This window comes from Gordonia neofelifaecis NRRL B-59395, assembly GCF_000192435.1.
Lineage (GTDB): Bacteria > Actinomycetota > Actinomycetes > Mycobacteriales > Mycobacteriaceae > Gordonia > Gordonia neofelifaecis.
The window spans coordinates 26,277-46,208 of sequence record NZ_AEUD01000002.1; the positions used below are offsets into that span (position 1 = coordinate 26,277).

Here is a 19,932-nt window from a genome sequence, read left to right on the forward strand (position 1 = left end):
GGGTGAAATCCCAAACGCTGTCCGTGGCAGGTGTCCACGGCAACACGATCGTCTACGACGTCCACCGTCCCGAGTCGGGTCCGGTGGGCGTCGTCTTTCTTGCGCACGGTCTCGGAGAGCACGCCGCGCGCTACCACCATGTCGCCGAACGTCTCACCGATCTCGGATACCTGGTCGTCGCACCGGACCACGCAGGCCACGGGCGGTCCGGCGGTAGGCGGGTCGGTGTCAAGGACTTCGAGGACTTCACCGACGATCTGCACACCGTGGTCGAGCAGACCGACCGAAGCGTGGGGCCGACGTTCCTGATCGGGCACAGCATGGGCGGCGCGATCGCCCTGAAATACGCGCTCGACCACCCGGACGTGCTCGACGGGCTGGTGCTCTCCGGACCGGCGCTGATGCCCGGCGACGACCTGCCGTCGTTCATGGTCAAGCTCGCTCCGCGGCTGGGCAAGGCGGTGCCGTGGTTGCCGGCGACGGCGTTGCCCGCGTCCGCGGTCAGTCGCGATCCGAAGGTGGTCGCCGCGTACGAGGCTGATCCGCTGGTCTGGCACGGCAAGATTCCCGCCGGCCTCGGCGGAACGCTCATCGAAACGATGGGCACCTTTCCGGACCGGCTGCCGACGCTCGCCGTACCGACGCTGGCCATCCACGGCGGCGCCGACCGTCTCGCGAACCCGGAGGGCACCCGGATGCTCGGCAGGCTGGCGGGCGGCGAGGACGTCACTGTCAAGATCTACGACGGGCTGTTCCACGAGATCTTCAACGAGCCGGAGCAGGACGCGGTGCTGCGCGACGTGACCGACTGGCTGGAGGCCCATCGGTCCGTCGGCTGAGCCGCAGGATTACAGCCAGGCCGGGTCCGTGTCCATCGTCGTGCGGTCCAGGGCGGCCAGGAGATCCAACTGCGCGGTCGTCTTGGGCAGCTCGTAGGTGAAGAAGTACTTCGTCGCGGCCCGCTTGCCCGCGTAGAAGTCATCGGGGCCCGACGCGGCGAGGAACTGGTCGAGCCAGAGCCACGCGACGACGATGTGACCGGTGGCCTCCAGGTAGGCGGTCGCGTTGGCCAGGGCGAGCGCCGGGTCGCCGGGCGCCCAGACCGCGGCCGTCACCTCACCCAGGCGGGCGGTCTGCGCGGCCAGCGCCTCGGCGTACCCCGCGGCGTCACCGCCCGCTGAGCGGGCGCGGTCGATGGTCTCGCCGATCGTCTCGGTGAGGACTGCCAGACCCCGGCCGCCATCCATCACGACTTTGCGGCCGAGCAGATCCAGTCCGTGGATTCCGTGTGCGCCCTCGTGGATCGGGTTGAGCCGGTTGTCGCGGTAGAACTGCTCGACGTCGAACTCGGTGGTGTAGCCGTAGCCTCCGTGGACCTGGATGGCGAGGCTGTTGGCCTCGAGACACCACTGGCTCGGCCAGCTCTTGGCGATCGGGGTGAGCACTTCGAGGAGTAGGTGGGCACGGGCGCGGGCCTCGTCGTCCGGTGCGGTCTGCTCCTCGTCGAGCAGGCGTGCGCAGTACAGGCCGAGCGCGAGGGCACCTTCGGCATACGACTTCTGCGCCAGCATCATCCGCATGACGTCGGGATGGTCGATGATCGGCACGGGCGGGACGTCGGGGCCCTTGGCGTCCACCGGGCGGCCCTGCGTGCGGACCTTGGCGTACTCGAGTGACTTCTGGAATCCCGCATAGCCGAGCGCGGTAGCCAGGAAGCCGACCCCGATCCGGGCCTCGTTCATCATGTTGAACATGTAGAACAGGCCGCGGTGCAGTTCGCCGACCAGGTAGCCGACGGCGCCCGTTCCGTCGCCGAACGAGCCGTCGCCGAAGTTCAGCAGGGTGTTGGTGGTCCCGCGATTGCCCATCTTGTGGTTGAGACCGACCAGCGCCACGTCGTTCCGGGTGCCGTCCGGCAGGAACTTGGGGACGATGAACAGGGAGATCCCCTTGACGCCGGGTCCGCCGCCGGGCGCCTTCGCCAGCACCAGATGGACGATGTTCTCGGTCAGTTCGTGGTCGCCGCCGGAGATCCACATCTTGGTTCCGGTGATGCGGTACGTGCCGTCCGGGGCCGGCGCGGCCTTGGTGGTGATGTCCGCCAACGACGATCCCGCCTGCGGCTCCGACAGGCACATGGTGCCGAAGTAGCGGCCCTCCAGCATCGGCCGCACCCAGGTGTCGATCTGGTCGGGCGTGCCGTACTTCGCGAGCAGGTTGGCGTTGCCGACGGTGAGGAAGGCGTACGACGTGGTGGCGGCGTTCGCGGCCTGGAAGATGGTGGTCGACGCGCGGGAGACGGTGTTGGGCAGCTGCATGCCGCCGATCTCCTCGTCGAACGACGCGGCGATCAGGCCGGCGTCGCCGAACGCCTTCAGCGCCTCGCCGATCTCCGGGATCAGCACCACCTTGCCGTCCGGACCGATCTGGGGTTCGGTGCGATCGGCGGTCTTGTTGTGCGGTGCGAACAGCTTGGTCGCCATGTCCTCGGACAGGTCGAGGATGCCGTCGAACGTCTCCCGCGAGTGCTCGGCGAACCGCTCGCGCTGCGGCAGTTCCAGCGTGTCCAGCCACTCGTAGAGCAGGAAGTCGACGTCGCGGCGGGACAGGTGTTCGGTCATGCCCGACAGGTTACTCAGATTCCTAAGCGGTTGATCAGCTGACCGGCGAGGCGTGGGGACACGCCGCCGATGGCCCGCAGCACCAGGGCGTAGCGGGGATACAGCTCTGCGGGACGGGTATCGACCGCGCGGACCAGCCAGTCCGCGGCCTCGTCGCTGGTCAGCGCCGGCGCGTCGGCGTATGCGGCCGTCGGTGCGATCATCGGGGTCCGGACCAGGGGGAATCCGGCATTGGTCACGACGACGCCGGTGCCCGCGCATTCGGCGTCCAGCGAGCGACCGAAGGCCGCGAGGGCGGCCTTCGACGCGTGATAGGCGCCGAACTTCGGCATCGCGCCCGCGCTCACACCCCAGGTGACCACGTTGACGATCTGACCGTCGCCGGCGTCGATCATCGCGGGCAGCAGTCCGAGGATCAGCTGGACCGGTCCGAAGTAGTTGAGGGCCATGGTGCGCTGGTAGTCGTGGAAACGGTCGACGGTGTCGAGCGTGGAACGACGGATGGACCGGCCCGCGTTGTTGACCAGGACGTCCGGCGCGCCGAACCGCGCGAGAATCTCATCGGCGAGACGCTTCGCGTCGTCCGGATCGGAGAGGTCCGCGGTGATCGGGGTGGCACTGCCGCCGTCGACCGCGATCGAATCGCAGACGGCGTCGAGGGCCTCCAGATGACGTGCCACGGCGACGACGGTCGCCCCGCGGGCGGCGAACCTGCGTGCCGCGGCCTCGCCGATGCCGGACGATGCGCCCGTGACGATGACGGTGGCGCCGGTCAGATCTCGCTGCTGTTCGCCGAGGAGGTGCCGGAGTTCATCGAGGGTCTGCGGCGGGTTCAGCAGCGCGCCACGAACCGCGCGCACAATCGGGTTCACTTGTACTGCTTGATGACCCGGAGAGCTTCGTCGGCGTCGACGTTCTTGGCGACGAGCTTGCCGTTCTTGACCTTGCGGATGCTGTACAGGTCACGCTTCTTCGCGTCGGCGACGTGGAGGCCGGCCTTCTTGGCCTTCTTGTTGAGATCTTCCAGCACGACAGGATCGTAACGCGTGAAGGTGAACATACTCGACCGGTAGGCCGGGATCACCTCTCTGCTCGACATCGTCGCAGGTCGCAGTCACCGCCTCGGGGTGATCTGTACGCGCACTTGACGATTGGATTCGGCCCGGATCAGTGCCTTGCCCGACTCGTCGACGGAGTACGAACCGCCCGAGACGTCGACTTCGAATCCGTCCGGACAGTGGACGTCGGACACGTAGATCACCGTCGGTGCGGTGATGCGCGGGTCGGGGACGAAGGTGTAGTCGAACGCGCCGGTCCGGGAGTCGAAGGTCATCGACAGCGGCCGGCCCGCCGTCGCCTGCGGGTAGGTGCGGACGAGGCTGCGTCCCACCGCGCCGCCGAGCGGATCCGGCCGCGTGCGACCCTCGGTGTACCTAGAGTTGTAGTGCCAGTACATCCAGCCCGAATTGCGCCGGTCGGCCCGTGAGAGCGTGTTCTCCAGCACCGTCGGATCGACGTCGCCGAACTCCGTGATCACCACCGGGCGTCCCGTTCGCCGGCGTACTTCGTCGACGTGCGTCCACGTCAGGTCCTGCTGCGCGCCGCACAGTGCGGTCGCCTCCTTCGGCAGGCCGAGGTAGATCGCCAGCTGCGACGGGATGCAGTAGTCGTGCGGGGCGATCACCACATTGCCGAATCGGCGGCCCGCGATGCCGAGGTACGACGGCATCATCTGGTTCCAGGTGACGTTGGGTTCCCAGTACACGGGGACCGTCGGGTCGACTCGGCGGATGCGTCCGGTCAGACGCTCCAGAGCGCGCTGATACTGACGGTCGAACAGCGGACACCCGAACGGGAAGCACGTGACGGCCGCCGTGCCCGGCCACGGTTCGTTGAGCAGTTCGATGCCGAGCAACCCGGGACGCCCTCGCAAGGCACCCGCCAGCGCGGCGAGCGCGTCGCCCAGATGATCGAGGACGCCGTACCGATTCGACCAGACCTCGTCCCAGGCGGCGTTCATGCTCGGCATCAGGTAGAAGAGCGGGAAGCCCGGGTTGGGCTCGCCAGGTCCGGGGCGGGCCCGCAGCGACCAGGCCGGGAAGCCGTTCCCGCCCCACGGCGACGACAATCCGTCCTGATGGTTGTCGAGCAGCGTGCGGATCCCGTGAGCGGAGAGCGTGTCGACCACGCGGACCACCCGGCCGATGTAGGCGGTGTCGATGACACCCTCGGTCGGCATCAACCCGTCGAACGAGACGCCGAGCCGGACGGCGTTGATGCCGTGGCGCGACAGATCCGCGGCGTCGCGTTCGGTGAGTGTGATGCCGTCGCCGGGCTCGATGTACGGCGTCGTCTTGTCGACGTTGTTCACGCCGTGGATCAGGACGGTGCGGCCCTGGTCGTCGACGAGACGGCCGTCGCGGGCGGTGATGCGGTCGGGGGTGCCCGGCGCGGCGAGGACCGGCGCGGCCGCCGTTCCGGTCAGCACCAGGACGGTGGTCATCGCGATCAACACCGCTTGCACAGTCGTCTTCATCAACCGAGGAGTTCCTTGTCGAGGGAATCGGAATCGAATGAGACGCCTGCGGACACACCGTCTAGCCAGTACCGTACGAACGAACTGTCGCGCGGGGCGAGACGCTGGCACGAAATGCGGCAACGAAAACGAGGGGGCGGCAACATGATCGGTTCGATCCTGCGACGAGCGGTCGTCGGACTACTTGCGACGACGGCGATGGTGGCGGGCGCGACGGTGATCGCACCGGACTCGTCGGCACGACCGCAAGGCGGCACTGAATGGCTGTGTCATCCGGGTCTGAAGCACGATCCCTGCGATCTGCCGAACGATACGACCGACGTCGGAACCGGTGTGACGACGCCCGCGACGAAGGTCGCCGACTCCGATCGGAAGGTCGACTGCTTCTACGTCTATCCCACGGTGACCGACCAGCCGTCGTTCATCGCGGACCGTCGCCCTGCTCCTCCGGTCGAATCGATCGCTCGTTTCCAGGCGGCGCGATTCAACTCGCAGTGCCGGGTCTTCGCGCCGGTCTACCGGCAGATGACGCTGTGGGGACTCTCGCCCGCGGCGATGGCGTCGTGGGTGGGCAACCGCGACCTGCCGAACATCGGCTACGGCGACGTGCTGCGTGCGTGGCGCGACTACCTGCGCAACGACAACCACGGCCGCGGAGTGATCTTCATCGGCCATTCGCAGGGAACGATGATGCTCCGGAAGCTGCTCCGGGAACAGGTCGATCCCGATCCGGCGATGCGCAGCCGCGTGGTGGGTGCATTCCTGCTCGGCGGCAACGTGATGACCGCCCGCGGGCGAACGACCGGGGGCGACTTCCGGCATCTCCCGGTCTGCACCCGACGTGGCGAGTACGGCTGCGTGACGGCCTATTCGACGGAGTTGATCGGTCTGCCGTCGCTGTTCGGGAACGCCTCCCTCGACGCGCTGAGCACACCGATGAACCTGCCGACCGGTCCCGCCTATCAGGTGGCGTGCACCGATCCGACGACGCTCAGCGGCGAGCGCCGTCCGGTCGGCGCGACCGTCCCGAGCAAACCGTACGCGATGAGCCTGATCGCGATCCTGATGAAGTACACGACCTTCCCACAGGACCTTCCGACGTCGTCGTCCACGTGGACCACCGGCCCGGGACGGGCCACCGTGAAGTGCACCGACACCCTCGGCTTCCATCGCCTGCACATCACGATGGTGAAACCGCAACAGGTCAACGAACTGCCGCTGTTCGACACCCACCTGCTCGACGTGAACCTCGGCCTCGATCGGCTCGTCGACATCGCACGGCAGCAGATCGCGGCGTACGGGGAGCGGTGAGGACGGTCGCTCAGGCTGGTCGATCACCCTGGTGGGGCGGACCTTCCCACTAACTCGTCGGGCGCAGCCCTTGAGGCTCGATACCTTGGGGTCCGCCTTCAGCTCTCGGGGCGGGCCGGCCCCTCCAGCGCGACGCGCAGTCGCTGCTCCAACTCCGCGGCACCGGCCGCGGGGAGGTCGATCAGTCCGTCGAGTTCCCGCCGTGCCCGAGCATAGGCCTGCTGCCGTTCCTGAGGACTGGCGCCCTCGTTGGAAGCGAGGTTCAGCAGTCGCTGTGCGCGGGCGAGGCGTTCCTGCTCGGGTGGGCTGAAGTCGCCTCGCCGACGGCGGCGCGCCTCCTTCTCCGCGAGATCGAGCGCGGTCGTGTAACCGTGCACTGCGTCACGGTACGCCTCGACCGCGGCGGGCGACGACTCGTCGTCGCCGGTGGGACGCAACAGTTCGGCACGGCTGCGCGCCCGGTGGAACTCGGTCGTCAACGGCTCTCGCAGATCGATCAGCATCGGATAGTCGAGGATCGTCGCGAGGTCGGTCTCGTAGGCGAACCAGCGGTCGTCGGTGCGCTGATGCTCGGCGACGGCGCGGTGCAGTTCGCGTTGCACGGTCGCGGCGTCGACTCGTCCCTGGCCCGCGGCCTTGGCGACGGCGACCTTCGCCTCCTGCTTGATCCGGAACCGCTCGAGGCTGCGCTCGGCCCGGCGCTCGTTCCACGCGCCGAGCGCACGGGCGATGCCCCCGATCGTCCCGCCGAAGACGAAGATCAACCACCAGTACTGTCCGATCGCGCCCATCATGCCGCCCACGGTTTCAGGGTACTGCGACCCGCGACCGGCGATCGGGCGTCGAATTCGGGCGGCCCGATCAGACGGGCAGACCGTGCTCCATGAGATCGAGCGCGGCGAGCAACTCGTCCAGTGACGTGAGCCCGGCGTCGGCGATGTCAGTCAGGTGGAACATCACGCCCGACACCGCGGACACGAAGACCCGCAGCCGGAAGTCGTCGCGCGCGACCCCGAGGTAGTCCGCGAAGTAGTCGGTGCCCTCGGAGATCACGCGGTCCGACTCCAACTGATATGTCGCGCGCAGCGTCGGCTCGCTGTGCAGGATTCGGTACCGCTCGGGGTTGGCCGCCCACTCGTCGTTCTCCGCGAGCCGGTACATCCGTGTGACGAGTTCGCGGACCAGGTCGAAGTGATTCAGTCCCGCCGGGATCTCGCTGAGGATGGCCTCGCGCTCGTCGTCCAGGTCGTCACTGATGATCACCTGTTCCTTCGACTGGAAGTAGCGGAAGAACGTCGTATGCGAGACGTTGGCCGCCTCCGCGATCTGCGCGACGGTGGTCGCCTCGTAGCCCTGCTCGTTGAAGAGCGACAGCGCTGCTGCCCGGATGTCTGCACGAGTCTGCGCCTTCTGGCGCTCGCGCAAACCGGGCCGCGGCCCCGGGGAGGTTCCCGGGGCCGCGGCGGTCGGATTGTCGTTCATGTCCGTACTCTATGCCGCGCCGGTCGGCGTCGGCTCGGGGCTCTCGTCGCCGCCGACCGCGACTTCGGTCTCGGTGGCGGGGAGGCCGCGGTCGCGGACCTTCTCGCCTTCGATGTCGAAGTTGATCACCAGCTTGTCGAGCCATCGGGGCAGACCCCAGGCACGGTCGCCGAGCAGGGCCAGCAGACCCGGAACGATGACCATGCGGACCAGGAAGGCGTCGAAGAACACGGCGATCGCGAGTGCGAAGCCCATCATCTTGGCGGTGGTGTCCGGTGACAGCATGAACGCGGCGAACACGCTGATCATGATGATCGCGGCCGAGACCACCACGCGGGCGCCGTGACGGTAGCCGGCGACGATCGCGTCCTTCGCCTTCATCCCGTGGATGTACTCCTCGCGCATGCGGGTCACCAGGAACACCTGGTAGTCCATCGCGAGGCCGAAGACCACGCCGATCAGGAAGATCGGCAGGAACGACAGCAGCGGCTTGGTGTGGTCGATCAGCCCGAACGTGCCGTCGGTGAAGATCGCCGTGGTGATGCCGAACGTCGCCAACATCGAGAACACGAAGCCGAGCGTGCCGATCAGCGGCACCCAGATGGACCGGAAGACGCCGATCATGATCAGGAACGCCAGTCCGACGACCACGACGAGGTACGGGATCAGCGCCTTGTCGAGCTTGGCGGACAGATCCGACATGATCGCGGTCTGGCCGCCGACGTGGATCTCGGCGCCCTTGGCCTCGATGGTGCCGGAGGTGTCGCGGATCGCCTCGACGAGATCATGGGTCGCCGGCGCGGACGGCGCACTCGTCGGTGTCACCATGATCATCGCCGAGTTCGCGCCCGCGTTCGGGTTCTGCGGCGACGTGCCGTTGCCGATCCAGGTGACCGTCTCCGGTGCGGCGACGCCGGGCAGTTCCTTGATCTTCGCGACGGCGGTGTTCGCGGCGTCGTCGATCGTGCCCTCATCGGTGTGCATGACGACCACCAGCGGACCGGCGACGCCCTCGCCGAAGCCCTTGGCGAGGAGTTCCTGCCCGGCGACCTGGTCATCGGTGACGGTGTCCATGCCGAGGGTCATGTTCTTGATCGGGATGGCCGCCGCGATCAGGATCGCGAGACCGGCGATGACGAACGGAATCGGCTTCTTGACGAGGGTGCGGCCGAACTTGACGCCCAGCGTGTCGTGATCGGGCGACGGCTCCGCGTGCTTGATCCACGGGATCCGCGGCTTGAACGCGAAGCGACCGAACGCGCCGAGGAGCGCCGGGATGAAGGTGAGGGCGGCGAGTACCGCGACCAGGATCGCGACGGCGGCGCCGAGACCCATCTGGGTGATGATCGGGATGCCGATGACCATCAGGGCGGCCACCGCGATGATGACCGTCAGGCCGGCGAAGACCACGGCGGATCCCGCGGTGCCGACCGCGCGGCCCGCGGCGTCGGCGCGGTCGCCGCCGCGTCCGGCCTCGGACCGGTAGCGCGAGACGATGAACAGGGCGTAGTCGATCGAGACGGCGATGCCCAGCATGGTGATGATCGCGGTCGCGGCCTGGTTGATCGACAGGACCTCGGCCGACAGGGTCACGAGCATCATGGTGAGTCCGACGCCGACGATGCCGGTGACCAGCGGGATGAACGCGGCGATCAGGGCGCCGAAGGCGACGATCATGATGACGAACGCGATGGCGAAGCCGATCAGTTCGGCCTTGCCGGCCTGCTCCTGCGCGGACATGACGCCGCCGGTGGCTTCGATCTGCAGTCCGTCTCCGCGATGCTTCTCGAGCACGTCGAGCAACTGGTCCTTCGTGGCGACGTCGACGTCCATCAGGTTGATCTTCTGATGGACGCTGATCAAGCCGATCTTGCCGTTGTCGCCGACGACGGCGGTGGCCATCTCGGGCTTGGCGGCGGCGACGGCGAGGGGGTCGTACACGGACGCGGCCTCGACCTTGTCGAGCTTCTTGAGGTCGGTCACCAGCGATTCGAGCTGCTGGGTGTGATTGGCGAGCCCGTCTTCGGCAGCCACCACGACGATGGTCGACGGCTCTTCCTGCTGCTTGTTCTGAGCGGGGAAGTTCTCCTTCAGCTGCTCCATCGCGACACCGCCGTCGGTGCCCGGCAGGTCGAAGTCCTGTGCGAACTTCGGCTGCAGCGCGCTCACCGCACCCGCGACGACCACCAGCGCGGCCACCCAGGCGGCGAGCACCCACCACTTGTGCCGGAATGAGAACCGTCCGACGCGGTAGAGAATCGATGACATGCTAACGATTGTTAGTCACTAACACTTTCGCTGCAAGTGGTGGTGATCGCCTTCACGGCGCGGGCGGCGATGTGATCTGGAGGTCATGCGGCGGTCGCCTTGTTCGCGGGCTTACCCGGCACCACCAGCGCGGCGGCGATCGCAGTGGTCAGCGGGACGCTGCCGGCCAGTGCGATGCCGCCGACGAATGCCCGCGCGAGCTCGATCGCGACCTCCTCACCGGTGATCAGCGAGCTGACCGGCTGCGCGGCGACGGAGAACAACAGCAGCAGGGGCAGCGCACTGCCCGCGTACGCGAAGACCAGCGTGTAGACGGTCGACGCGATGTGGTCGCGGCCCACTCGCATCGCGGCCCGGAATGCACCGATCCTGGTCTGGCCGGGGACCGCGGCGAGCTCGAAGGTCGCCGAGGCCTGGGTGATGGTCACGTCGTTGAGCACGCCGATCGTGCCGATCACGAAGCCGGCCAGCAGCAGCCCGCTGAGGGAGATGGTGCCCTGATACAACTGCAGGTTCGTGGTCGACTCCGCCGACAGTCCGGTGAGGCTCATCGTCGAGATCGCCAGCCGGCTCAGGACGGTGGCGAGGACCAGCGACGCGAGGGTGCCGAGCAGTGCCGAACTAGTCCGCAGGTTGAAGCCGTGCGCGAGATACAGGACGGCGAACAGGATCGCCGCGGCGGACACCACCGCGACGGCGACCACGGGGTTGCCGTCGAGGATCGACGGCAGGGTGAAGAACCCGAGCACGGCGAACGCGATGACCAGACCGACGATCGCACGTGCGCCCCGCCACGTCGCGACGCCGACGATCGCGAGCACGAAGGCGACCGCCCACACGATGACGGCCGTGCCGCGCCGGTAGTCGTAGAAGGCGTAGCGCGCCTGCCCGTCGGGTCCCGGCATCGCACTGACCCGGATCTCATCGCCCTTGTTCAGCGTGGGCTGACCGGCCTGAGTCTCGTCGGCCGTCGCCGGATCGACGGGCGGGGCACCGGGCACGTCGGTCGCCTGGGCGGCGTTGGTCGCGACCATCAGGACCGTGTATCGGCCCTGGTCCGGCCCCGATTCCAGTTTGAGGATCGAGGCGCGGCACGGGCCGCCGGTCTCCGGGACCATGGGGAAGTCGGCCGTCGCGGTGCCCGACGCCTGCGACGAGCAGTCCGTCTTCAGCTGGGAGACCACCTCGGCGTCGGAGACCTGGATCGGCCCGCCGGACGCGGAGCGGAACTGCATCGGAATCGGACGGTCCTCGTGGCCCGGCCACAGGACGATCATGCCGATCCCGACCGCCAGGGCGGCCGCCGTGAGCAGACCGACGACCACCGGTTTGGCGTAGCGCGTCAGCTGTCCCGGCAGATCGCCGCCGCCGTGATGGTGTCCCGCATGACCATTGCCGATCGGTTCGCCCGGCTGATGCGAAACCGCGTGCGGAGCGGGCGCCTCTCGGCGTCGCTCCGCACGCGGTTTCGGCGGATGCTGTTGCGGCTCAGGCTCCGGCAGGCGATGGCTCACCTGGCCGAGACTAGAGCGTCGGCGTTGAAGCGCTCCTTAGAGGCCCATGTCCTTGGCGATGATCGAGCGCATGACCTCGCTGGTACCGCCGTAGATCCGGTTGACGCGGTTGTCCGCGTACAGGCGCGCGATCGGGTACTCGTTCATGTAGCCGTAGCCGCCGTGCAGCTGGAGGCAGCGGTCGATGACGTCGGCGGCGGCCTCGGTGCAGAACAGCTTGGCCGACGCGGCGTCGGCGGCGCTCAGCTCGTGGCGGTCGTACGCCTCGAGGGCGCGATCGACGACGGCCTCCATCGCGTCCACCTTCGCCTTGCAGGCGGCGAGCTCGAACTTGGTGTTCTGGAACGACGCGACCGGCTTGCCGAAGACGTTGCGCTCGAGCGTGTACTCCTTGGCGAAGCGGACGGCGGCGGCGCCCTGGGCGTACGCCGACAGCGCGATCGACAGGCGCTCGCGCGGGAGGTGCTGGCCGAGGTAGGAGAAGCCCTTGTTCTCTTCGCCGAGCAGATCCTCGACCGGGACCTTGACGTCGGTGAACGACAGCTCGGCGGTGTCCGAGGTGCGCAGGCCCAGCTTGTCGAGCTTGCGTCCGACGGCGTAGCCCTCGGCCTTGGTGTCGACCACCAGCAGCGTGATGCCGAAGCGACGGTCGGTCTCGCTCGGCGGGGAGGTCCGGGCGCAGACGATCACGCGGTCGGCGTTGACGCCGCCGGTGATGAAGGTCTTGGCGCCGTTGAGGACGTAGTGCGAGCCGTCCTCCGACAGCTTGGCGGTGGTGCGCATGCCGGCGAGGTCGGAGCCGGTGCCCGGCTCGGTCATCGCGATGGCCCACATCAGCTCACCGGTCGCCATGCCCGGCAGCCAGCGGCCCTTCTGCTCGTCGTTGGCGTGCTTGAGGAGGTAGGGGAGGCACAGCGGGATGTGCGCGGCCGAGCCACCCAGGGTGACGCCGGCGCGGGCCATCTCCTCGGTGATGACGGCCTCGAACTTGTAGGAGTCGATGCCCGCGCCCCCGAACTCCTCGGGGATCTCGATGCCGAAGAGGCCGAGTTCGCCGACCTTCAGGTAGAAGTCGCGCGGCACGATGCCGTTCTCCAGCCACTCGTCGTAGACCGGAACGATCTGCGACTCGATGAAGGCGCGAACGGTCTCGCGGAACGCTTCGTGGTCTTCGTTGTAGATGTCGCGGCGCACAGCGCCACCTCCTTATATCTCTGGGCTTCTTGATCGGGCTCGGGGGTGAGGGTTCGGTGCTGAACTCTCGAGTCAGGGGGTCGCGCCGGCGATACGCAGCGCGGAGTCGGCGTAGAACCGGCCGACGTCGTCCGGCGTCCACGATCCGCCGTCGCGGTACCAACGGGCGATGTCGATGCAGGCTCCGACGATCGTCACCGAGGTCATCCGCAGATTGGCGGTGTGGAACACGCCCCGGTCGAGTCCGCGCTGCAGAATCGCGTCGACGACGCGGTCGAGCTCCTGGCGGAGCGCGATGATCTCGGCGTGGTGCTCGGGTTCCAGTGCGCCGAGTTCGTAGTTCACGACGCGTGCGCTGACGTGCTCCTGAGCGTGGTACTTCGCGAGGGCGAAGGCGTAGGCGCGGAGCTGCTCGGCGGGGTCGTCGGAGCTGGCTGCGCCGTCGCGCACGACGGCCAGGATCGCTTCGTGCCCGAACTTGGAGATCCGGTAGAGGAGCTCCTCCTTCGACTTGTAGTGCACGTAGACCGCGGCGGGGCTCATGCCGGCGGCGGTCGCGATGTGGCGCGTGCTTGCGCCGTGGAAGCCGAGTTCGGAGAACGCCGCCATCGCACCTGCGCGGAGCCGCTTCCTGGTCTTCTCCGACTTGCTCATCGAGTCGGCGGACGTCTGGTCCTGAGACATCGTCGGCCTCCTGTCCGCCGTGAGCATTTATAAGCGATCGCTTATTTTTCTTACGGTAGCACGTGGTACCGGGGAGTAACCAAATCGGAGCGCACTACGCTGGGCCGCATGTACGTGAAGGTGTGCGGTCTGAAGACGGTCGACGCGGTGCACGCCGCGGTCGATGCGGGCGCCGATGCGATCGGCGTCGTGATGAATGAGACCAGCCCGCGCGCAGTGCCGGCGGCGGTGGCGAAGACGGTGGTCGACGCCGCGCATGCGGCCGGTGGCGACCGCCTCGACATCGTGCTCGTGGTCAACGACATGCCGGCGGCCGACGCGGCCGGACTGGCATCGGATCTCGGTTTCACCGCGTTGCAGCTGCACGGTCGTCGATACTCCGCGGAGGATTTCGCCGCGGCCGCCGACGTCTTCGGAACGCTGTGGCGCGCTACGTCGTTGGCACATGATCCGGCGCTGGAGGTCGGCGCCTACGGAGAGCGGCGGCTGCTGCTCGACGCCCCGAAGCCGGGGTCCGGCGAGCGCTGGGATCTGTCGGTTCTGGCCGAGCTCGGACTGACCGGCGAATGGCTGCTCGCCGGCGGCCTGGATCCGGCCAACGTCGCCGACGCGATCGCGCAGGCGAAGCCGTGGGGCGTCGACGTTTCCAGCGGGGTGGAGTCGGCGCCGGGCGTGAAGGACCTCGACGCGATCGCGCGTTTCGTGACTGCGGCCAAGGGGGCGTCGCCCGGCGGGTGAGGGAGCGAGCCGAATCCGTTGGTTGAGCGAGCGAAGCGAGTCGAAACCCCGTGACTTACGCTGTGACTCACGGGGTTTCGACTCGCTGCGCTCGCTCAACCAGCGGGAAGCGCTCGCTCAACCAACGGTGGGTGGGTGCTCGCTCAACCAGCGAGGACGGGGCCGGGGAAGTGGGCTCAACCAGCGAGGGAAATGGGCTCGACCAGCGGGCTTGCTACGAGAACTCCACCGTCGCGGTCTTGTCGTTCATCACCACCACCGGGGTGACGGTCGGGTAGCCCGCGGCCTCGATCTTCGCCAGATCGACGTTGATGAGCGGCTGACCGGCGGTGACCTCGTCCTTCGCCTTCACAAGGGGTTCGAAGCCGTCGCCCTTCATCTTCACCGTGTCCAGGCCGACGTGGATCAGCACCTCGGTGCCGTCCGTCAGCCGCAGACCCACGGCGTGGCCGGTGGGGAAGACGGTCACGACGGTGGCGTCGGCGGGTGCGACGACCTCGCCCGAGGTCGGGACGATCGCCAGGCCGGGGCCCATCATGCCGCTGGCGAAAGTCTTGTCCGGGACCTCGGACAGGGCGATCGCGTACCCCGGAATCGGGCGCTGGAGCGTGACCACCTTGGTGTCGGGCTTGGTCAGCACGGCGGTGTCGCCGCCCTGGTCTTCGGCCTGCTCCTCGGCGGCGTGGACCGCGGCGTCGGCCTCGTCGACGGCCTCGACCGCCGCTTCGACCGTCGTCGGATCCACCTCGCCGGACATGATCTTCTCCATCGCGTCCTTCACGAACTGGACGTTGAGGCCGTAGATCACCTGAACCGAGTGTCCGCCGGGCTTCATGGTGCCTGCGGCGCCCGCGCGCTTGAGGGCGGGCTCGTCGACCTTCGCGGTGTCGTCGATCTCCATGCGCAGGCGGGTGGCGCAGTTGTCGAGTTCGAGGATGTTCGTCTTTCCGCCGAGTGCGTCGATGAACTTCGACGCGGTTCCGATGAAGCCGGTCGAGGCGCCGCCCTCGCCGTCGTCGTCCACTGGATCGTCGTCCTCGCGGCCGGGTGTCTTGAGCTGGAACTTCAGGATCACCCAGCGGAACACGAAGAAGTACACGAAGAACCAGCCGATACCCAGCACGATGATGATCCACGGATTCTCGGCCATCGGGTTCTTCCAGTTCAGCACCAGGTCGACGAAGCCGCCGGAGAAGCCGAAGCCCATGCGGACGGGAAGCAACTGACAGATGGCCATCGACAGGCCCATGAAGACCGCGTGAATCACGAACAGGAACGGCGCTAGGAACATGAAGGCGAACTCGAGCGGCTCGGTGACGCCGACGAAGAACGACGACACCGCGCCCGACAGCAGGATGCCGTACGCGATCTTCTTCCGGGTCGTCTTGGCCGTGGTGTACATGGCGAGCGCCGCGCCCGGCAGGCCGAACATCATGATCGGGAAGAAGCCGGTCATGTACTGACCGGTGACGCCGAACGTGCCCTCACCGGAGAGGAAGTTGTTCAGATCGTTGATGCCCGCGACGTCGAACCAGAACACCGAGTTCAGGGCGTGGTGCAGGCCGAACGGGATCAGTAGTCGGTTGAAGAAGCCGTACAGGCCGGTGCCGACCGCGCCGAGGTCGACGATGTGCTCGCCGAACCAGACCAGGCCGCTGTAGAGCAGGGGCCACAGGAACAGCAGGATCAGGGCGACGATGAGTGACACGCCCGCGGTGACGATGGCGACCGAGCGGCGTCCGGAGAAGAACGACAGCGCGTCGGGGAGCTTGACGTCCTTGAACCGGTTGTAGCAGAGCGCGCCGATGATGCCGCAGAGGATGCCGATGAACGCGTTCTGGAACGCGCCCGGTGCGAAGGCCTCGTTCACATCGGGCGTCTGAATCGCCAGATGCCCGTTGTCCATCACGAGTTTCTGTCCGGCGCTGATGTCGGCGCCCTGTTCGGCGATCGACGTGGTGTAGCCGCGGCCGAGGAGGGTCATCACCGATGTCGGGGCCAGCAGGCTGGTGATGACCAGCCACGAGACCAGGCCGGCGAGGGCCGACGTTCCGTCGGACTTCTTCGCCATGCCGATCGACACACCGACCGCGAACAGCAGCGCCATGTTCGACAGCACCGCGAGCCCGGCGGTCTGGAGAAACGAGGTGACGACGTTCGGCTGGTCGTCGTTGATGCCGATGATCCAGTTGGCGATACCGACGAGGATGGCCGCGACGGGCAGGACCGCCACCGGCAACATGATCGATTTGCCGAGGTTCTGCAGGAATTTCATCATCTCGGGGGTGTCCCATTCGGTCGTGAAACTGCGAACTGACGGGTGTTCGGAATGGACCTTATCCCGAGTGGTGCTGGTCACGGGGCTGTTCGTCGGCATCGGGACGAGCTGTTACATTAGGGAAGCCTAGCCAATAATAGGGTGCCCTAATCCGATTGCACTGGAGTCCTTCTGATGTCAGTTCGCCGCTTGTTCGGCCTCGCCCTCGCCACCGTTCTCGCAGTTTCGCTCGCGGCCTGCTCGTCGTCCGACGACCAGTCGGGCTCGGCGGGCGGAGGTGCCGGATTCCCGGTGACGGTCCAGCACGTCTACGGCTCGACGACCATCGAGAGCAAGCCCGAACGGGTGGCCACGGTGGCATGGGCGAACCACGAGGTGCCCCTGGCGCTCGGGGTGGTGCCGGTCGGTATGAGCAAGGCCGCCTGGGGTGACGACAACGGCAACGGTGTCCTTCCGTGGGTGGAGGACGAACTGTCCGATCTCGGGGCGTCGACGCCGGAGTTGTTCGACGAGACGGACGGCATCGACTACGAGGCCGTCGCCGATTCCGCACCGGACGTGATTCTTGCGGCCTACTCGGGGCTCTCGAAGGACGAGTACGACAAGCTCTCGAAGATCGCTCCTGTCGTCGCCTATCCGACGACTCCCTGGGGGACGTCGTGGGAGGACATGGTGCGCCGCAATTCCCAGGCGATCGGTCTCCAAGCCGACGGCGAGAAGCTCGTCGGGACGCTGACCGGCCAGGTGAACGAGGCTCTGGACCGCCACGCGGAACTCAAGGGCCGCAAGGTGATGTTCGCCTATCTGGACCCCACCGATCTCAGCAAGATCGGCTTCTACACCTCTCACGACACCCGCCAGGGCTTCCTCGAGAGCGTCGGGCTGAAGGCACCTCAAGAGGTGGCGGCGAAGAGTGCGGGCAGCGACGAGTTCTACGTCGAGGAGAGCGCCGAGGAGGCTGAACGCTTCAAGGACGTCGACCTGATCGTCACCTACGGCGATGACTCGACGATCGCCCGACTGAAGGCCGACCCGCTGCTGTCGAAGATCCCCGCGGTCGCCGCGGGCCACGTCGCGGTCCTGAAGGACGGCACCCCCCTCGCAGCCATGGCGAACCCGTCGCCCCTCTCGATCCCGTGGGGCATCGACGACTACTTCGGCACCCTGGCCGCGGGGCTGACCGACAAGTGACCGCGCCGGCGCCCGCGAGACTCGAATCGGCGACCACCGGCCGACCCGATCGGTCCGGCGTGCGGAGCACGTCGGTTCGGATCCTGGCCATGGTCGGCGGTGTCGGCGCGCTCGTGCTGCTGTTCGGTATCTCGGTAGCCTTCGGCGTCCGTGAGGTGACCGTCGGTGAGATCTGGGGCGCACTGTCGGGAACGTCCGACGGGATCGCCGAAGCCGCTGTGCTCAAACGGATTCCGCGCACGGTACTGGCCATGGTGGTCGGCGCGGCACTCGCGCTGTCGGGCGCCGGGATGCAGGCCGTCACCCGGAATCCCGTCGCCGACCCCGGCATTCTCGGAATCTCGACGGGCGCGTCGCTGGCAGTGGTCACCGGGATCGTGATGTTCGGGATGTCGGACCCGTACTGGTACATCGCGGTCGCCATCGCCGGGGCCTTCGTCACGGCGGTCTTCGTCTACACCGTGGGATCGATGGGGTTCGGCGGTGCGACGCCGCTGAAACTCGCGCTGTCCGGTGCCGCGACTGCGGCGGCGCTGACCTGTCTGATCAGCGCCGTGGTCCTGCCGCGAGTGGACGCCATGCAGAAGTTCCAGCACTGGCAGGTCGGCGGGGTCGGCGGCGCGGACTGGCACCGGATCGGGGTGGTCGCGCCGTTTCTGCTCGCCGGGGCCCTGCTGATGTTGGCGTGCGCGCGCGGAATGAACTCACTCTCGCTGGGCGACGACGTCGCGACAGCCTTGGGCGCGAACGTCTTCCGGGTCCGCCTGGTGACGGGCATCGCGGCGGTGGTGCTCGCCGGCGCAGCGACCGCGATCGCCGGTCCCATCGCGTTCGTCGGGCTGCTCGTACCGCACGCCTGCCGAGCCGTCGCCGGCGCCGACTATCGGTGGCTGCTGCCGTCGTCCGCGCTCGCCGGGGCGGCGCTGCTGGTGTTCGCCGACGTCGTCGGACGCCTGGTGGTCCGCCCGAGCGAGATCGACGTCGGGGTGGTGACGGCGCTGATCGGCGCGCCCGTCTTCATCTGGATCGTCCGCAGGCAACGGGTGCGTGCGCTGTGACCGCCGTGAGTCCGGTGTCGTCGTCGACGGTCTTCGCCGGCCGACGAGCCCGCGCCCGCCGGGCCGGCGCCGTGACGGCGATGCTGGCCCTGTTCGTGATCGGTCTCTTCGCCGCGAGCCTGATGGTGGGGAAGACCTTCTATCCGCTCGACGACGTGCTGCGCGTGATCGGCGGGCAACGAGTCCCGGGCGCCTCGTTCACGGTCGGCGAGCTGCGACTTCCGCGTGCGACGACCGCGCTGCTCACCGGGGCCGCCTTCGGCGTCGCCGGCGTCACCTTCCAGTCGCTGCTGCGCAATCCGCTGGCCTCGCCGGACATCATCGGCATCTCCTGGGGTGCGTCGGCGGCGGCGGTCGGAGCGATCGTCGTACTCGGTCTCACCGGTCCCGCCGTGTCGATCGCCGCACTGATCGGCGCCTTGCTGACCGCCGGCGCGGTCTACGGACTGTCGAGCTCGGGTGGATTCGCGGGTACCCGACTGATCCTGATCGGGATCGGACTGGCGGCGATGCTCAGCAGCCTCGTCTCGTATGTGCTGGCGAAGGCGTCGCAGTGGGACATCGCCTCGGCCCTCCGCTGGCTGACGGGAAGCCTGGCCGACGCCTCGTGGTCTCAGGTCCTCCCGCTGGCCTCAGCGATGGCGGTGCTACTGCCGGTCCTGATCGTCAACTCCCGGAACCTGAACGTGCTCACCTTGGGCGACGACTCCGCCGCGGGCCTGGGCGTGCGAGTGAACGCCTCGCGCCTGGTGTTCGTCCTCGGTGCCGTGCTGCTGCTCGCGTTCGCGACGGCCGCGGCCGGGCCCATCTCCTTCGTCGCCTTCATGTCCGGGCCCATCGCGGCTCGGCTGGTCGGACCCGGACCGTCGCCGCTGGTCCCGTCGGCGCTGGTCGGCGCGGCGCTGGTGCTGGCCGCCGATCTGATCGGCCAGTACGCCCTGCCCCACCGCTACCCGGTCGGCGTCGTCACCGGCGTGCTCGGCGCGCCGTTCCTGATCTACCTGCTCGTTCGCGTCAACCGCGCCGGCTCGTCGATGTAGCCGGCGCACAACGATTG

The 19,932-nt window shown here is 67.9% G+C and carries 17 protein-coding genes; 6 read left to right on the forward strand and 11 right to left on the reverse strand.

The genetic code is table 11. The annotated features are described in order from the left end of the window. The first annotated feature begins 2 nt into the window (after window positions 1-2). Window positions 3-839 carry an alpha/beta hydrolase gene (locus tag SCNU_RS02430; RefSeq protein ID WP_040517466.1) on the forward strand — a complete coding sequence of 279 codons (837 nt, stop codon included), beginning with the start codon at window positions 3-5 and terminating at the stop codon, window positions 837-839. Between the two features lie 9 nt (window positions 840-848). Here SCNU_RS02430 and SCNU_RS02435 read toward each other — a convergent pair whose 3' ends face one another. The 4 genes from SCNU_RS02435 to SCNU_RS02450 all read right to left on the reverse strand — a co-directional run bounded on the left by SCNU_RS02435 (window position 849) and on the right by SCNU_RS02450 (window position 5,157). Beyond that, window positions 849-2,621, reverse strand: coding sequence for an acyl-CoA dehydrogenase (locus SCNU_RS02435; protein ID WP_009677763.1), 1,773 nt, complete (start codon window positions 2,619-2,621; stop codon window positions 849-851). A 14-nt stretch (window positions 2,622-2,635) separates the two neighbouring features. After that, window positions 2,636-3,493, reverse strand: coding sequence for an SDR family NAD(P)-dependent oxidoreductase (locus tag SCNU_RS02440; protein WP_009677764.1), 858 nt, complete (start codon window positions 3,491-3,493; stop codon window positions 2,636-2,638). Further along, entirely contained in the window at window positions 3,490-3,651 is a 162-nt protein-coding gene (locus SCNU_RS20535; protein ID WP_175284060.1) for a hypothetical protein, read from the reverse strand. The genes SCNU_RS02440 and SCNU_RS20535 overlap by 4 nt, the downstream gene beginning before the upstream one ends. An 84-nt stretch (window positions 3,652-3,735) precedes the next feature. Further along, entirely contained in the window at window positions 3,736-5,157 is a 1,422-nt protein-coding gene (locus SCNU_RS02450; RefSeq protein ID WP_009677766.1) for an endoglycoceramidase I, read from the reverse strand. Between the two features lie 144 nt (window positions 5,158-5,301). Between SCNU_RS02450 and SCNU_RS02455 the strand changes: the two genes are divergently transcribed. Next, on the forward strand, window positions 5,302-6,468 hold the full coding sequence (locus SCNU_RS02455; protein WP_009677767.1) for a DUF3089 domain-containing protein: 1,167 nt from the start codon (window positions 5,302-5,304) through the stop codon (window positions 6,466-6,468). Between the two features lie 98 nt (window positions 6,469-6,566). Here the strand turns inward: SCNU_RS02455 and SCNU_RS02460 are convergent, their stop codons facing one another. From SCNU_RS02460 to SCNU_RS02485, 6 genes are all read right to left on the reverse strand, one after another. Further along, window positions 6,567-7,262, reverse strand: coding sequence for a hypothetical protein (locus SCNU_RS02460; protein WP_040517533.1), 696 nt, complete (start codon window positions 7,260-7,262; stop codon window positions 6,567-6,569). Between the two features lie 67 nt (window positions 7,263-7,329). After that, on the reverse strand, window positions 7,330-7,950 hold the full coding sequence (locus SCNU_RS02465; RefSeq protein ID WP_009677769.1) for a TetR/AcrR family transcriptional regulator: 621 nt from the start codon (window positions 7,948-7,950) through the stop codon (window positions 7,330-7,332). Window positions 7,951-7,959: 9 nt separating this feature from the next. Next, window positions 7,960-10,218 (reverse strand): MMPL family transporter, encoded by a 2,259-nt coding sequence (locus SCNU_RS02470; RefSeq protein ID WP_009677770.1) that lies wholly within the window; start codon window positions 10,216-10,218, stop codon window positions 7,960-7,962. Between the two features lie 83 nt (window positions 10,219-10,301). Then, a complete protein-coding gene (locus SCNU_RS02475; RefSeq protein ID WP_009677771.1) occupies window positions 10,302-11,732 on the reverse strand; it encodes a YibE/F family protein in 1,431 nt (476 codons plus the stop codon). A 36-nt stretch (window positions 11,733-11,768) separates the two neighbouring features. After that, entirely contained in the window at window positions 11,769-12,926 is a 1,158-nt protein-coding gene (locus tag SCNU_RS02480) for an acyl-CoA dehydrogenase family protein (RefSeq protein ID WP_009677772.1), read from the reverse strand. Between the two features lie 72 nt (window positions 12,927-12,998). Continuing rightward, the gene (locus SCNU_RS02485) at window positions 12,999-13,610 is read right to left on the reverse strand and encodes a TetR/AcrR family transcriptional regulator (RefSeq protein WP_009677773.1); all 612 of its coding nucleotides are present in this window, start codon (window positions 13,608-13,610) and stop codon (window positions 12,999-13,001) included. A gap of 108 nt (window positions 13,611-13,718) precedes the next feature. Here SCNU_RS02485 and SCNU_RS02490 point away from each other — a divergent pair, with 108 nt between their 5' ends. Continuing rightward, on the forward strand, window positions 13,719-14,348 hold the full coding sequence (locus tag SCNU_RS02490) for a phosphoribosylanthranilate isomerase (protein ID WP_009677774.1): 630 nt from the start codon (window positions 13,719-13,721) through the stop codon (window positions 14,346-14,348). A gap of 214 nt (window positions 14,349-14,562) precedes the next feature. Here the strand turns inward: SCNU_RS02490 and nagE are convergent, their stop codons facing one another. After that, window positions 14,563-16,626 (reverse strand): N-acetylglucosamine-specific PTS transporter subunit IIBC, encoded by a 2,064-nt coding sequence (gene nagE / locus SCNU_RS02495; protein ID WP_040517467.1) that lies wholly within the window; start codon window positions 16,624-16,626, stop codon window positions 14,563-14,565. A 174-nt stretch (window positions 16,627-16,800) separates the two neighbouring features. Between nagE and SCNU_RS02500 the strand changes: the two genes are divergently transcribed. From SCNU_RS02500 to SCNU_RS02510, 3 genes are read left to right on the forward strand one after another with little or no spacing between them, the layout of a single operon-like run. After that, window positions 16,801-17,817 (forward strand): iron-siderophore ABC transporter substrate-binding protein, encoded by a 1,017-nt coding sequence (locus SCNU_RS02500; protein WP_009677776.1) that lies wholly within the window; start codon window positions 16,801-16,803, stop codon window positions 17,815-17,817. Further along, a complete protein-coding gene (locus SCNU_RS02505; RefSeq protein ID WP_009677777.1) occupies window positions 17,814-18,875 on the forward strand; it encodes a FecCD family ABC transporter permease in 1,062 nt (353 codons plus the stop codon). Before SCNU_RS02500 ends, SCNU_RS02505 begins: the two co-directional genes overlap by 4 nt. Next, complete coding sequence (locus SCNU_RS02510) at window positions 18,872-19,915, forward strand: FecCD family ABC transporter permease (RefSeq protein WP_009677778.1); 1,044 nt, start codon at window positions 18,872-18,874, stop codon at window positions 19,913-19,915. Before SCNU_RS02505 ends, SCNU_RS02510 begins: the two co-directional genes overlap by 4 nt. The last annotated feature ends 17 nt before the right edge of the window (window positions 19,916-19,932 follow it).

Bases quoted from the DNA above. Each gene is read 5' to 3' on its own strand.
- SCNU_RS02435 (WP_009677763.1), bottom strand. From the start codon at position 2,621: ATGACCGAACACCTGTCCCGCCGCGACGTCGACTTCCTGCTCTACGAG.
- SCNU_RS02450 (WP_009677766.1), bottom strand. From the start codon at position 5,157: ATGAAGACGACTGTGCAAGCGGTGTTGATCGCGATGACCACCGTCCTG.
- SCNU_RS02455 (WP_009677767.1), top strand. From the start codon at position 5,302: ATGATCGGTTCGATCCTGCGACGAGCGGTCGTCGGACTACTTGCGACG.
- SCNU_RS02460 (WP_040517533.1), bottom strand. From the start codon at position 7,262: ATGATGGGCGCGATCGGACAGTACTGGTGGTTGATCTTCGTCTTCGGC.
- SCNU_RS02465 (WP_009677769.1), bottom strand. From the start codon at position 7,950: ATGAACGACAATCCGACCGCCGCGGCCCCGGGAACCTCCCCGGGGCCG.
- SCNU_RS02470 (WP_009677770.1), bottom strand. From the start codon at position 10,218: ATGTCATCGATTCTCTACCGCGTCGGACGGTTCTCATTCCGGCACAAG.
- SCNU_RS02485 (WP_009677773.1), bottom strand. From the start codon at position 13,610: ATGTCTCAGGACCAGACGTCCGCCGACTCGATGAGCAAGTCGGAGAAG.
- SCNU_RS02490 (WP_009677774.1), top strand. From the start codon at position 13,719: ATGTACGTGAAGGTGTGCGGTCTGAAGACGGTCGACGCGGTGCACGCC.
- nagE (WP_040517467.1), bottom strand. From the start codon at position 16,626: ATGATGAAATTCCTGCAGAACCTCGGCAAATCGATCATGTTGCCGGTG.
- SCNU_RS02500 (WP_009677776.1), top strand. From the start codon at position 16,801: ATGTCAGTTCGCCGCTTGTTCGGCCTCGCCCTCGCCACCGTTCTCGCA.